At 60.5% G+C, this 12,952-nt stretch carries 14 protein-coding genes; 8 read left to right on the top strand and 6 right to left on the bottom strand.

What is annotated here, in order from left to right; translation table 11 throughout:
• Window positions 1-5: 5 nt before the first annotated feature.
• Window positions 6-692 (bottom strand): response regulator transcription factor, encoded by a 687-nt coding sequence (locus QPJ95_RS08765; RefSeq protein WP_270917429.1) that lies wholly within the window; start codon window positions 690-692, stop codon window positions 6-8.
• A 171-nt stretch (window positions 693-863) separates the two neighbouring features.
• Here QPJ95_RS08765 and ribA point away from each other — a divergent pair, with 171 nt between their 5' ends.
• Together ribA and QPJ95_RS08755 are read left to right on the top strand one after the other, a co-directional pair.
• A complete protein-coding gene (gene ribA, locus QPJ95_RS08760) occupies window positions 864-1,952 on the top strand; it encodes a GTP cyclohydrolase II (RefSeq protein WP_270917428.1) in 1,089 nt (362 codons plus the stop codon).
• Complete coding sequence (locus QPJ95_RS08755) at window positions 1,949-2,452, top strand: L,D-transpeptidase family protein (RefSeq protein ID WP_270917427.1); 504 nt, start codon at window positions 1,949-1,951, stop codon at window positions 2,450-2,452. Before ribA ends, QPJ95_RS08755 begins: the two co-directional genes overlap by 4 nt.
• A gap of 65 nt (window positions 2,453-2,517) precedes the next feature.
• Here QPJ95_RS08755 and QPJ95_RS08750 read toward each other — a convergent pair whose 3' ends face one another.
• Window positions 2,518-3,165 (bottom strand): YggS family pyridoxal phosphate-dependent enzyme, encoded by a 648-nt coding sequence (locus QPJ95_RS08750; protein WP_270917426.1) that lies wholly within the window; start codon window positions 3,163-3,165, stop codon window positions 2,518-2,520.
• Window positions 3,166-3,270: 105 nt separating this feature from the next.
• Complete coding sequence (locus QPJ95_RS08745) at window positions 3,271-4,251, bottom strand: porin (RefSeq protein ID WP_270917425.1); 981 nt, start codon at window positions 4,249-4,251, stop codon at window positions 3,271-3,273.
• A gap of 305 nt (window positions 4,252-4,556) precedes the next feature.
• Between QPJ95_RS08745 and QPJ95_RS08740 the strand changes: the two genes are divergently transcribed.
• The 5 genes from QPJ95_RS08740 to QPJ95_RS08720 all read left to right on the top strand — a co-directional run bounded on the left by QPJ95_RS08740 (window position 4,557) and on the right by QPJ95_RS08720 (window position 9,865).
• Window positions 4,557-5,039, top strand: coding sequence for a DUF3576 domain-containing protein (locus QPJ95_RS08740; RefSeq protein ID WP_390923529.1), 483 nt, complete (start codon window positions 4,557-4,559; stop codon window positions 5,037-5,039).
• Window positions 5,040-5,125: 86 nt separating this feature from the next.
• The gene (gene leuS, locus QPJ95_RS08735) at window positions 5,126-7,657 is read left to right on the top strand and encodes a leucine--tRNA ligase (protein ID WP_270917423.1); all 2,532 of its coding nucleotides are present in this window, start codon (window positions 5,126-5,128) and stop codon (window positions 7,655-7,657) included.
• Entirely contained in the window at window positions 7,644-8,183 is a 540-nt protein-coding gene (gene lptE, locus QPJ95_RS08730; protein ID WP_270917422.1) for an LPS assembly lipoprotein LptE, read from the top strand. Before leuS ends, lptE begins: the two co-directional genes overlap by 14 nt.
• Window positions 8,180-9,208 carry a DNA polymerase III subunit delta gene (gene holA, locus QPJ95_RS08725; protein WP_270917421.1) on the top strand — a complete coding sequence of 343 codons (1,029 nt, stop codon included), beginning with the start codon at window positions 8,180-8,182 and terminating at the stop codon, window positions 9,206-9,208. Before lptE ends, holA begins: the two co-directional genes overlap by 4 nt.
• A gap of 63 nt (window positions 9,209-9,271) precedes the next feature.
• Complete coding sequence (locus QPJ95_RS08720) at window positions 9,272-9,865, top strand: glutathione S-transferase family protein (protein ID WP_270917420.1); 594 nt, start codon at window positions 9,272-9,274, stop codon at window positions 9,863-9,865.
• 94 nt (window positions 9,866-9,959) lie between these two features.
• Here the strand turns inward: QPJ95_RS08720 and QPJ95_RS08715 are convergent, their stop codons facing one another.
• The gene (locus tag QPJ95_RS08715) at window positions 9,960-11,162 is read right to left on the bottom strand and encodes a TIGR03862 family flavoprotein (protein ID WP_270917419.1); all 1,203 of its coding nucleotides are present in this window, start codon (window positions 11,160-11,162) and stop codon (window positions 9,960-9,962) included.
• A gap of 135 nt (window positions 11,163-11,297) precedes the next feature.
• Between QPJ95_RS08715 and QPJ95_RS08710 the strand changes: the two genes are divergently transcribed.
• Window positions 11,298-11,567, top strand: a complete 270-nt coding sequence (locus tag QPJ95_RS08710; protein WP_270917418.1) for a hypothetical protein — start codon at window positions 11,298-11,300, stop codon at window positions 11,565-11,567.
• On the opposite strand, the gene QPJ95_RS08705 is transcribed toward QPJ95_RS08710, so the two are convergent.
• Window positions 11,555-12,172, bottom strand: a complete 618-nt coding sequence (locus QPJ95_RS08705) for an enoyl-CoA hydratase/isomerase family protein (protein WP_270917417.1) — start codon at window positions 12,170-12,172, stop codon at window positions 11,555-11,557. The genes QPJ95_RS08710 and QPJ95_RS08705 overlap by 13 nt on opposite strands.
• Window positions 12,169-12,918: an SDR family oxidoreductase gene (locus tag QPJ95_RS08700; RefSeq protein WP_270917416.1), complete on the bottom strand. Its 750-nt coding sequence runs from the start codon at window positions 12,916-12,918 to the stop codon at window positions 12,169-12,171. The genes QPJ95_RS08705 and QPJ95_RS08700 overlap by 4 nt, the downstream gene beginning before the upstream one ends.
• Window positions 12,919-12,952 lie beyond the last annotated feature (34 nt).

Raw genomic sequence — 12,952 nt, 5'->3', positions numbered from 1 at the left:
AATTTTCAGGACACCAGCCGATATCCGCCGGATTCGGTCACCAACAACCGCGCATTCGATGGGTCCGGCTCAATTTTCTGCCGCAAACGGTAGATATGGGTTTCCAGCGTATGGGTGGTGACACCCGCATTATAACCCCAGACCTCGTGCAGCAGCACCTCACGCGCCACTACACCATCGTTTGACCGGTACAGGAACTTGAGGATATTGGTCTCTTTCTCTGTCAGCCTGATCTTGCGGTCATCCTCGGTCAGCAGAATCTTCATCGAGGGCTTGAAGGTATAGGGCCCCAGTGCAAAAACCGCGTCCTCCGACTGTTCATGCTGACGCAGTTGGGCGCGGATGCGGGCCAGCAGCACCGGAAATTTAAACGGCTTGGAGACATAGTCATTGGCACCGGCATCCAGCCCAAGGATGGTATCAGAATCGCTGTCGTGCCCGGTCAGCATCAGGATCGGTGCTTTGACCCCCTGCTTACGCATCAGACGGCACAGCTCGCGGCCATCGGTATCCGGCAGCCCAACGTCCAGAATGATCAGATCATACAGGGCCTCTTTGGCGCGTTCCATCGCACTTTGACCGTCCTCCGCCTCAAAAACATCAAAGTCTTCGGTCATCACCAGCTGTTCGCTCAGTGCTTCGCGCAGGTCCTCATCATCATCGACCAGCAGTATTTTCTTGAGTTGTGCCATTGGGAAACTCTCCTGTCCTGTTCTCACACATGTGCCCCGCATGGCAAAACGGCAAGATTTGCTGCAATGCTTTCACGCGCACGTGTTTTGTGCACGGGAAATGTTTCACTTTCCCTGCAATTAGGCCTAACTAACACCTGCTTATATTTCATCACATGCCGGAATCCCCTGATGAGTCTGCTGCCCTCAATGATCGAACTTCTGGCCCGCGCTCGGGTTGATCTGCGCATGGGATTGCCGGTGGTGCTGGCCGGCAATGGCGCGGCGGCACTGGCGATTGCCGCCGAAAGCCTCAGCGCCCAGCGGCTGGCGGATCTGCGCGCATATGGAGAGGTCTCGCTGGCGCTGACCGCACGACGGGCGGCAACCCTAAAGGCACGGGTCTATGATAGCGACATCGCCCGCCTGACCGTTCCCGCCGATGCGGATCGCAATTGGGTGCGCTCGCTGGCCGATCCGGCGGATGACCTCAATTCGCCAATGAAGGGCCCGTTCATCTGTCAGCGAGACGGCAATGCCGATCTGCACCGGCTGGCGATTGCGCTGGTTAAATCGGCCCGGCTTTTGCCTGCCGCCCTGCTGGTGCCGGTGGAGGCTGCGGCAGCCCTTGCTGCAGAGCTCGGGCTCACCCTGATCAACCACGCCATCGCCACGCCATTGCTGGGGCAAAGCTCGCCGTTGCATCCGGTTGCCGCCGCCCGACTGCCGGTTGAGGCCGCCGCGGCCGGGCGGCTGCATGTGTTCCGCCCCGAGGACGGCGGCGAAGAGCATTACGCCATCGAAATCGGCCGCCCCGACCGCAGTGCCCCGGTGCTGGCCCGGCTGCACTCGGCCTGTTTCACCGGTGACGTGCTGGGGTCGTTGAAATGCGACTGCGGGCCACAACTTCGCGGCGCTCTGGCCCAGATGGGGGCTGAGGGCGCCGGCGTGCTGCTGTACCTCAACCAAGAGGGCCGCGGTATTGGGCTGGCCAATAAGATGCGCGCTTATTCCCTGCAAGATCAGGGGTTTGACACGGTTGAGGCCAACCATAGGCTGGGCTTTGAGGATGACGAGCGCGACTTCCGACTCGGCTCAGAAATTCTGCGCAAGCTGGGATTTGATCAGGTGCGGCTGCTGACCAACAACCCCAAAAAGATCTCGATGATGGAACATGCCGGCATCAAAGTGACCGAACGGGTGCCTCTTCGAGTGGGGGAAAATGACTTTAACCGCGCCTATCTGGCCACCAAGGCCAACAAATCCGGCCATATGCTGTGAGCCCCGACGATCTGGTCCTGACCCCCAATGGGGTGCGGTTTCAGGGTCGCCTGCTGCCCTGTTCCATTGGCAAGGGCGGGCTGACGACCACAAAACGCGAGGGCGACGGAGCCACCCCAGTGGGCATCCACCAGATAGCTGGACTGCTCTACCGCCCCGACCGGATCCGCCGTCCGGTGCCCTGGGCGGAACCCATTGGTCCGGCTGACCTGTGGTCGGATGACAGCCGCGATATCGCCTATAACCACCACGTCCGCGCCCCTTATGGGCACAGCCACGAGCTGCTGCGCCGGGGCGATCCGCTTTATGATCTGGTATTGGTGATGGATTGGAACTGGCCCCATGCACAGCCGGGCAAGGGCTCGGCCATCTTCATCCACCAATGGCGCCGCCCCGGCTATCCAACCGAAGGCTGTATCGCCTTTTGCCGCTCTGACCTGCACTGGCTGGCCAGGCGGATCCGCCCCGGAACACGGGTTATTGTACCCGCCTTGGCCTAAGCGGCAAACCACCCAAGAAAATTCGAATTTTCTTGCCAAAATTCTGCGCAGAATTTTACACCCTGTCAGCCACGGGTGCCAAAGATTGCCGAGCCAACCCGCACATGGGTGGCCCCCTGGGCGATGGCGGTCTCAAAATCGCTGCTCATCCCCATCGACAGGCCCTCCAGCCCATTGCGCGCCGCAATTTCGGCCAATAACGCAAAGTGCCGCGATGCGTCTTCACCCACCGGAGGAATGCACATCAGGCCTTTGACCGGCAGGTCCAGCGCCTGACACTCCGTTATAAAACCATCAGCCCCGGTCGGCAGCACCCCGGCCTTTTGATCTTCCTCACCGGTATTCACCTGCAGAAACAGATCCGGACAATGACCTAGCTCTTGCGCCAACCGGGCCAGTGTTTTGGCCAGCTTGGGCCGGTCCACGGAATGGATTGCATGGCACAGCTCCATCGCCTGGCGTGCCTTATTGGTTTGCAAGGGGCCGATCAGATGCAGGTCAACACCTTCGAATCGCTGCATGAAATCGGGCCACTTGCCCGCCGCCTCTTGCACCCTGTTCTCGCCAAAACAACGCTGCCCCTGCTCTAGCACCGCCGCGACACGCGCGTTCGGCTGCAGCTTGGAAACGGCGATCAGCGTCACCGCGCCCAAGTCACGTCCGGCAGCGACCTCGGCCTTGGCAATACGGGATTTGATTTCATCCAGTGACATCTCTGCCCTCATATCTGTTTGACCGCAGAGAAACACTGTTTTGCGACAAAAGAAAAGGGCGGCCCCGTAAAGGACCGCCCTAAATACTCTAAGTGTCAGATCAGCTTAGAAGCTGAGTGCAACACCCAAGTCTGCCAGTGTGTTGCCGTTATCGGAAGCAACACCACCTTTAAGGGTAACACCGCCACCCAGGCTGTGCTTGAAGCCAACGCCGTAAGTTGCGTCATCGTCGTTTGCACCATCAGCAATCAGCGCCTGGATCGAAGTCGCCGAAGAGATTTCGTAGTTCATGGACGCACCAATGTGCATGTCGTCGAACGAATCTGCATCGCCGATCATGACCGCATAGCCGAACTGGCCAAAGTCACCGGAAACGGTAGCTGCCCAGTAGTCACCAGCAACGTCGTCGTCGCCATATGCAGCGCCAAAGGTTGTACCGTTGAAGTCATAGCCAGCACCGATCTGGAACTCTTCGGTTGCAGCAACAGCTTCCGCGTTGGTGATGGTTTCGGTGCTGGGGGTGGCGCCAGTGTGAGTGATGATTGTTACATCAGCAGCAACAGCTTTGGTTTCGGAGTAGGAAGCCGCAACAGTGAAACCGCCAGCAGTGTAACGTGCTTTCAAGGTTGTCATGTCCGCACCACCAGCGCCGAACCCACCGATGGTGTTGCCAGCATCTGTGCCGTACCAAGGTGTGTTGTGCTCAACCAGGGCTGTCAGGCCGATGCCGTAGCCGTAGTAGTTGATAACGTCGCCCGAGTCGAAGACGTCGGATACGTTACCTACGTCAACACGCAGACCTTCGTAGGACACGGCGAAACCAGCAGCACCAGGGCCTTTGCCCGAGATTGCGCTGTTTGCATCTTCGTTGCTTTCCAGACGGAAGCGACCTTCGAATTTCACGCCAGCGTCGGTGGTTGCGATGCCGGTGATGTTGATGCGCATACGCTGCTCAACACGAGTGCTTGTGTCATTGGCTTCGTTGTATGCCAGACCAAAACGAGCCGAACCACCGATGGTGATTTCAGCAGCAGCAACGCCGGCAGTGGCGATCAACGCAGTTGTTGCGAAGAGAATACTTTTCATGATTTTTTTCCCTCGGGTTTAAATTTTCTCAAACCAGCACGTTCCGGTACGAATTTGAGTACGATCCCCGTTTCGCTCTTTTGGGGGGTCTGGTGCAAGAGGCGGCTAAAGCAGCATTCTTTTCCCGCTAAAGTTGGTGCAAGGATGTCACAGTAAATTAACCCCTGGGGCGAAACCGGCGCTATACACTCATAAGACTCCTGAAGAATTCGCTTGTTGCAGCGCGGCGGCTTGGCTAGGACTGAAGCGCAACCGAAGTTTGATACGGAATTTGACCCTATATGCAGTGGCTAACGAAACTCGGAATGATATCTCTCGTCGTCTTGGTCGCGGGCTGCGGTGCCTTTGGTGGCAAGGATGGCGCAACAAACAGATCCGCCACCAACAATTCGCCGCCGGTACGACCGGAGCGTGACTTCCAAGATGCCATCACCTTTGATGATCCGGGAGAAACGATCTGGGATGCCTTTGGCGGATCCAACGCTGAGCAGACCGTGCAGGTAAACCGTTACCTGTGGTCGGCGTCGCTGGATGTGCTGAATTTCCTGCCAGTGCAGTCTGTTGATCCCTTTACCGGGTTGATCATCACCGGCTATGGCACCCCTCCCGGTGGCGGTCGCTCTTACCGCGCCACGGTGCATATCAAGGATCCGGCGCTGGATGCGCGGTCCCTGAACCTGTCGCTGCACTCCAAGGGTGGCACCGTCAGCGCCGCCACAACCCGCGCCGTGGAAGACGCCATATTCTCCCGGGCCCGGCAGTTGCGGATTGCCGACAAAAAGCTCTGATCCAGCTGACCTCTGGATCATCGCCGATAATCTCAGTATGACAGCGCCGGGTCTTGACCCGGCGTTTTTATTTAAAGGACCGCAAGATGTCGCGTTACGAAGCCTCCGAAATCGAAGCAAACTGGCAAGCGGCCTGGGAAAAGGCTGGAATCTTTCAGGCCAAGCGCACCGCAGACAAGCCAAAGTACTATGTGCTGGAGATGTTCCCCTATCCGTCGGGCCGCATCCACATGGGCCATGTGCGCAATTACACCATGGGCGACGTGGTGGCGCGCTATAAGATCGCGACCGGCCATAATGTGCTGCACCCCATGGGCTGGGATGCCTTTGGCCTGCCTGCGGAAAATGCCGCCATCGCCATTGGCGGCCACCCGAAAGAGTGGACCTATAACAACATCGCCGACATGCGTGGCCAGATGAAACCGCTGGGGCTGTCGATCGACTGGTCCCGCGAATTTGCCACCTGTGACCCGGAGTATTACGGCCAGCAGCAGGCGCTGTTCCTCGATTTCCTGAAGGCAGGATTGGTCTACCGCAAGAACGCCGTGGTGAACTGGGATCCGGTTGATATGACGGTGCTGGCCAACGAACAGGTCGAAGGCGGCCGGGGCTGGCGCTCGGGGGCCTTGGTTGAGCGGCGCGAGCTGACCCAATGGTTCTTCAAGATCTCTGATTTCTCGGACGAATTGCTGAGCGCGCTGGACGGTTTGGACAACTGGCCCGCCAAGGTGCGGCTGATGCAGGAGAACTGGATCGGCAAGTCGCGCGGGCTGCAGTTCTCGTTTGAGCGCACCGACGGCGGCGATTCGATTGAGGTTTACACCACCCGTCCCGACACCCTGAATGGTGCGTCTTTTGTCGGCATCTCGCCGGATCACCCGATTGCCAAACAGCTTGAGTCGGACAGACCCGAACTGGCTGAATTCCTTGCCGAATGTCGCAAGGGCGGCACCACCGAAGAGGCCATCGAAACTGCGCCCAAGCTGGGCTATGACACCGGCATCCGGGTCAAGCACCCGCTGAGCGGCGCCGAGCTGCCGGTCTGGATCGCTAACTTTATTCTGATGGAATACGGCACCGGCGCGATTTTCGCCTGCCCGGCGCATGACCAGCGCGACCTCGATTTCTGCCGCAAGTATGACCTGCCGGTGGTGGACACCTTCTATGCGATGGACAATGACACTCCGGTGGCAAATACCGCCTTTGTGCCCGCCAAGTCTGAAAAGGTCCGCTGGGTCGATCACTTTGCCGGGCTGACCGAGGCCACTGGCGAGGACGCGGTCAATACCACCGTCGATTTTGCCGAAAAAGCTGGCTGGGGCACCGGCGTCACCAAGTTCCGTCTGCGCGACTGGGGCCTGTCGCGGCAGCGGTTCTGGGGTTGCCCGATTCCCGTGGTGCATTGCGATGCCTGCGGCGTGGTGCCGGAAAAGAAAGAAAACCTGCCGATCGAGCTGCCCGAGGATGTCAGTTTCGACAAGCCCGGCAACCCGCTGAACTGGCACCCGACATGGCGTGACTGCGCTTGCCCATCCTGTGGTGAGCCCGCCAAGCGCGAAACCGACACCATGGACACATTCGTTGATTCGTCCTGGTATTTCGCCCGCTTCACCGCGCCAGATGCGGAAACCCCGACTGATATGGCCGAGGCCGAGTACTGGATGAACGTCGATCAGTATATCGGCGGCATCGAGCACGCGATTCTGCACCTGCTGTATTCGCGATTCTTTGCCCGCGCGATGCAGATCACCGGACATTTGCCGGACAAGGCGATTGAGCCGTTTGACGCGCTGTTCACCCAAGGCATGGTCACGCATGAAATTTACCAGACCCGTGGCGAAAACGACCGTCCGGTCTATCACCTGCCCGAGGATGTAACCGGCGGCAAACTGGCCGACGGCAGTGAAGTTGAGATCATTCCCTCGGCCAAGATGTCGAAGTCCAAGAAGAACGTGGTCGATCCGGCCTCGATCATCTCGGCCTTTGGCGCTGATACTGCCCGCTGGTTCATGCTGTCCGACAGCCCACCCGAGCGGGACGTGGAATGGACCGCTGCGGGGGCCGAGGCGACTTATAAGCATCTGGCGCGCGTTTACCGGATCGCCAATGAGATTGCCGGTGCGGATGTTGCTGCCAATGGCAACGACGACGCTCTGCTGCGCGAAATGCACAAGGCGATTGAGGAAGTCACCAAAGGCGTCGAGAGCTTTGGCTTTAACGCTGCCATTGCCAAACTGTACGGTTTCACCGCGACGCTGGCAAAATCCAAGGCCGGGTCCGACGCCAAGAAACAGGCGGTGAAAACGCTGGCACAGCTGATGTCTCCGATGACACCACACCTGTCTGAACAAATCTGGCAGATGCTGGGCGGCGAGGGCCTTGTCACCATCGCGCCTTGGCCGGTGGCGGACCCGGCGATGCTGATTGACGAAACCGTCACCCTGCCGATCCAGGTGAACGGCAAGCGGCGGGCGGAAATCAGCGTGCCCAAGGACATGGACAAGGCTGAGGTTGAAAAACTGGCGCTGGCAACGGATGCTGTGCAAAAGGCGCTGGATGGAAAGGCGCCGAAAAAGGTGATTGTGGTGCCAGGTCGTATCGTCAATGTCGTTGTTTGATCGCAGAACCCTGCTGGTAATGCTGGCGCCTCTGGCGCTGGCGGCCTGTGGCTTTACCCCGGTCCACGCCCCCGGCGGCAGTGGTGATGCACTATATGGTCAGGTGTCAGTGCAGGCGCCCGAGGACGTTCCCTCAACCAGCGAAGTCGATTCTTACCTGTTGGTGCAGAATTTGGAACATCGTCTGGGACGTACAGATGCAGGGGCCTATCAACTGGACCTGACGCTTAGCACCCGTGACGATGGCCAGGCGATCACCGATGACAGCCAGACCACCCGCTATTCCCTTCTTGGCAAGGCCAGCTATACGCTGACCCGGAAATCGGACGGCAAGGTGGTTGCCAGCGGCGAAGAACAGGCCTTCACCGGCTATTCCGCCACCGGATCCACGGTGGAAGCTCTGGCCAGTGAACGGGATGCGCATCGGCGGTTGATGGTGATATTGGCCGACCAGATCAACACCCGCATTTTGACAACTGTGGATCTATCGACCGACCCGACCCCGGTTGCGGCCTCTCCAGAATGAAGCTCAGCCCCCGCGACGCCGAAGGGTATTTCGCCCGTCCAGACCCGGATAAAACCGGGATACTGATCTACGGCGGTGATGCAATGCGGGTGGCGTTGAAACGCCAGCAGGTGCTGGCCGCGCTCTTGGGTCCGGCCGCTGAGGAAGAGATGCGCCTGACCCGGATGCCTGCCGGCGGATTGCGCAAGGACCCGGCGCAATTGCTAGACGCGGTCAAGGCGGTGGGCTTCTTTCCCGGCATCCGCGCGGTGTTTGTCGAAGAGGCCAATGATCAGGCCGCCCCTGCCATTCTGGCCGCTCTGGAGGAATGGCAGCCCGGCGATGCGCAGATCGTGGTCACCGGCGGCCAGCTGAAAGCCACCTCAAAACTGCGCAAGGGATTCGAGAGCCACCGCAACGCCTATGCGGTTGGCATTTACGACGACCCGCCGTCGCGCGCCGAGATCGAACGCATTCTGGCTGCCGCCTCGATTCGCGATATTCCCGGCGACAGCATGTCTTCGCTGACCGATATCGCCAATGACATCGGCCCCGGTGATTTCTCGCGGATGATTGAAAAGCTGGCCCTGTATAAGCACGGCGACGCCAGCCCGCTATCGCTGGACGACATCGAGGCGGTGGCGCCACAGTCCACCGAGGCGGCGCTGGATGATGTGCTGAACGTGGTGGCCGAAGGTCGCAGCGGCGAAATTGGCCCGTTGATCCGCCGGTTGCAATCCCAAGGCACCAACGCGGTGACATTGTGCATTGGCGCCACCCGACATTTTCGCACCCTCTATGCCTGTGCCTCGCATCCCGGTGGTGCGGCGCAGGGCATTGGCCGGATGCGGCCGCCGCTGTATGGCAAACGCCGGGACCGGGTGCTGCGACAGGCACAGGGCTGGGGCGTTGACCGGCTGGAAACGGCGCTGACACTGCTGACCGACACCGACCTGCAACTGCGCTCGGCTGGACAAACCGCGCCGGCACTGGCGCTGATGGAGCGCGCCCTGATCCGGCTGGCAATGTTAAGCCGCCTGCGCTGATTACCCCTTGACCTTGGGGCGATATTTCCCATTTTGAGATCAAATCAAAAGACAGGGATCAACATGTATAAACTTTACGGAAGCGTCAAAAGCCGGGCTTTTCGCGTCTTATGGATGCTGGAAGAAATCGGTGAGCCGTACCAGCTGATCGAAGCCGCACCGCATCACCCAGATGTGCTGGCGCTGAACACATCTGGCAAGATCCCGGTGCTGGTGGACGGCGATGCGGTGATCACCGATTCCACCGCCATCATCACCTATCTGGCGGACAAACATGGCAAACTGACCCATGCCGCAGGCACGATCAAACGCGCGCATCAGGATTCTCTGACCCAGATGGTGCTGGACGAATTCGACTCAGTTTTATGGACCGCCGCCCGCCACAGCTTTATTCTGCCAGAAGACAGGCGGGTTCCGCAGGTGAAGGACAGCCTGAAATGGGAATTTGAGCGCAATCTGGAACGCTTGGGCAAAAGCTTCGACGGCCCATTCCTGCAGGGCGACAGCTTTACCATCGCTGACATCACCGCCACCCATTGCCTGAACTGGGCCTTGGTTGCCGGTTTCCCGGTCAGCGACACAACCATGCGCGCCTATGCCAAGGAGATGCGCGAGCGTGAGGCTTTCAAGCGGGCCCTTGCCCATCTGCAAGACTAGCCAAACGAGGGTCGCGCCCACCCGCTGGGTGGGCGCCGCCCGACCTAACGGCCGGGCAAAACTTCGTCACACTGGCGGCTGGGTAAAACAGTCGTCACACTGGAGACGGGGGTTTGCTCAGGTATTGCGCTGCCGCCCGGCCGGCCCAACGCCCGGTGGCCAGACAGCCGGTCAGCAGATAGCCACCGGTGGGCGCTTCCCAGTCCAGCATTTCCCCGGCACAGAACACCCCGGGCCTCTGCTTCAGCATCAATCCTTCGTCCAGCGCGCCACGGGTGACACCGCCAGCGGTTGAGATCGCCTCGTCAATGGGCCGCAGCCCCGCGTGTTTCACCGGCAGAGCCTTGATCAACCGGGCCAGATCTGCGGGTTGCGGTGGCAGTGGGCGGGCAAATTCCTGCAACATCGCAATACGCGCCGGATCCAGTTTCAACACCTTGCGCAGATGGTTGGACAGGCTGGCCTTGCCACGAGGGCGCGACAACCGGCGGGTAACCTCATCCCCAGACAGATCCGGCAGCAGATCCAGCGTCAGCGGCGCACCGCCGCGCACCGCCGCGCAGATCGCGTAAATTCCACCGCCCTCAAGCCCGCGTTTGGAAATCACCGCCTCGCCGCGTGAAAACAGATCACCGGCCTGCAGGGCGATACCCTTGAGCGGCGCGCCAAACTGGGGGACCATGTGATCGGACCAGTCCACCAGCAGTCCGACATTGGCCGGCTTGAACGGGGCCAGCGCGACCCCTTGATCCGCCAGCACCGGCGCCCACATCCCGTCCGAGCCCAGCCGCGCCCAACTGGCACCGCCCAGCGCCAGCACGGTGACCGCCGCAGGGATGACCTGGGTGCCCTCGGCGGTGTCAAACAGCAGATCCGCCCCGTCCCAGCCGCGCCAGGACCAACCGGTGCGGCGCTGCACGCCCAAGTCGCCCAGCGCAGCTAACCAGGCCCGCAGCAGCGGCGAGGCCTTCATGACTTTGGGAAACACCCGGCCGGTCGATCCGGTGAACAGCTCACTGCCCAGGCCACGCGCCCAGTCCTGCACCGCCTGCGCATCAAACTGCCTGACCATCGGCGCCAACCAATCCGCCGCCTTGCCATAATTGGCGATCAACTGGTCAAACGGTTCATCCCTGGTCAGGTTCAAGCCGGATTTCCCCGCCATCAGCAGCTTGCGCCCCACCGAGGGCTTGGCCTCGACCACCACAACGCTGTGCCCTGCCCGCGCCAGTTGATCCGCCGCCATCAGCCCTGCCGGACCGGCTCCGATCACCACTGCATCATATTCCATTGCCATGCCTACCTCTTGTCAGCGCTGCGATCCGGCGCATTCTATGCGATGCTATAGCCCACAAGGCGCACCCTTGTCCGATCCGATCTGGCCGCTTTGCCACCACAAAATCGGCACATTCCTGAGCAAGGCCATCCCCGGTTGGCCAAATTCATTGTCAGCGCCGCCCGACACCCGCCAAACACCCGCGCCAGTTCAGCTCTAGCCAGTTCCGCTCTCGCCGACCCGGCAAACGGCATTACCGATAAGAACCGCCGCGCATTGCTCCCGCGCCCGCAGGGCGTCTGGCTGCGCCAAACACCCTTGGCGGGCTTGGGCGTAGCGCCGCGCTTTGCGCGGCGCTACGCCCAACGGAAGGCAGGCATCGCAGATGACAACGACGGGCGGGAGATCTTGGATCAGCTGTCCTGACACATCGCCAATATACGCCGGGCCAGCTCCGGCTTGGCCGCCAGACTATCCGCCATCAGATCACGGGCGACCTGCATCAGATCTGCGGGCTCTACCAGTTGATCGAGCAGGCCAAATTCATAGGCCTGCTGCGCCGATATCTTTTGGCCGGCCGCCAGGATCAGCTTGCATCGAGCCGGCCCCACCAGCGCCGCCATCCGTTTGACGTCCGAAGGCTGGGGTAGATAGCCCAGCTTCATCACCGGATAGAACAGCCTGGCACTGGGAACCGCAATGCGCAGATCACAGGCCAGCGCCATGCCATTGGCACCGCCCGCCAGGGTGCCGTTCAGCGCCGTGACGGTCAGGCAGGGCAGAGCCGCGATCGCCGCAGACAACTGCTCCCACAGCGGCGAGGTGGCGAGACCCGCCGCCGCCTCGTCCAGATCGGCGCCTGCGCTGAACACCTTGCCGGTGCCGGTCAGGATCAGCCCACGCGCGCCGACCGCGCGATTGGCAATATCCACCAGCTCCTCCAGCATCGCTGAGGTCAGCGCATTGGCCTTGTCCGGGCGGTTGAGGGTCACGATCCACAGGCCGGACTCCTCGACCGTCAGCTCGATCATGTCAGGCCGGCCCGCTTGCGGATCTCCTCATCGCGCTGGGAGATTTCACTGCCGATAAATTCATCCGCATCCGAGCTGCACATCCACAACAGGATCTTGGCCGGCCACTCAGCAGGCACGTGGTCCTCCCAGCTCATCTCGCTCACCGGATTGATACCACTGGCCTTGATATCCCGCTGCATCTGGGTGGCCACGGTTCCCGGCGACAAGCCAATGGCGCGGATACCATTGCTGCGTTCCTCCAGATCCAGCGAGCGTGTCAGCATCGCCGCCCCCGCCTTTGAGGTGCAATAGGCCCCCCAACCCTCAAGCGGGTTATGGGCAGCGCCGGAACTGACGGTCAGAATGGAGCCTCCCCCTGCCGCCTTCATCACCGGCAAGGCGGCCCGCATGCCATTGAAAACCCCCTTGATGTTGATATCAATCACCTGGCCCCACTGCTCCGGGTCCGCCTCGGCCAAGGGGCCAATGGGTTTTAACACCCCGGCGTTGTTGATCAGCACATCCAAGCCACCAAAGTGTTCGACGGTTTTCTGCACCGCCGCTTCAACCGCAGCGTAGTCAGCAACATCGCAGGTCAGCGCCAGCGCTTTTTCGCCGATCTCGGTGGCCAGTGCCGCCAGACTGTCGGCGCTCCTTGCCAGCAAGGCCACATTGGCACCCGCCGCCGCAAAGACCCGTGCAGCCTCAGCCCCGATTCCCCGACTGGCCCCGGTAATAATGACCGTTTTACCCTTGAATTCCATATATTTTATCTCCAATTCACGATTCCAAATCATG

This window comes from Parasedimentitalea psychrophila (assembly GCF_030285785.1).
In the GTDB taxonomy this organism is placed as follows: domain Bacteria; phylum Pseudomonadota; class Alphaproteobacteria; order Rhodobacterales; family Rhodobacteraceae; genus Parasedimentitalea; species Parasedimentitalea psychrophila.
The sequence above is the reverse complement of the archived record's forward strand: the minus strand, read 5'-3'. Positions and strand labels throughout refer to the sequence as shown.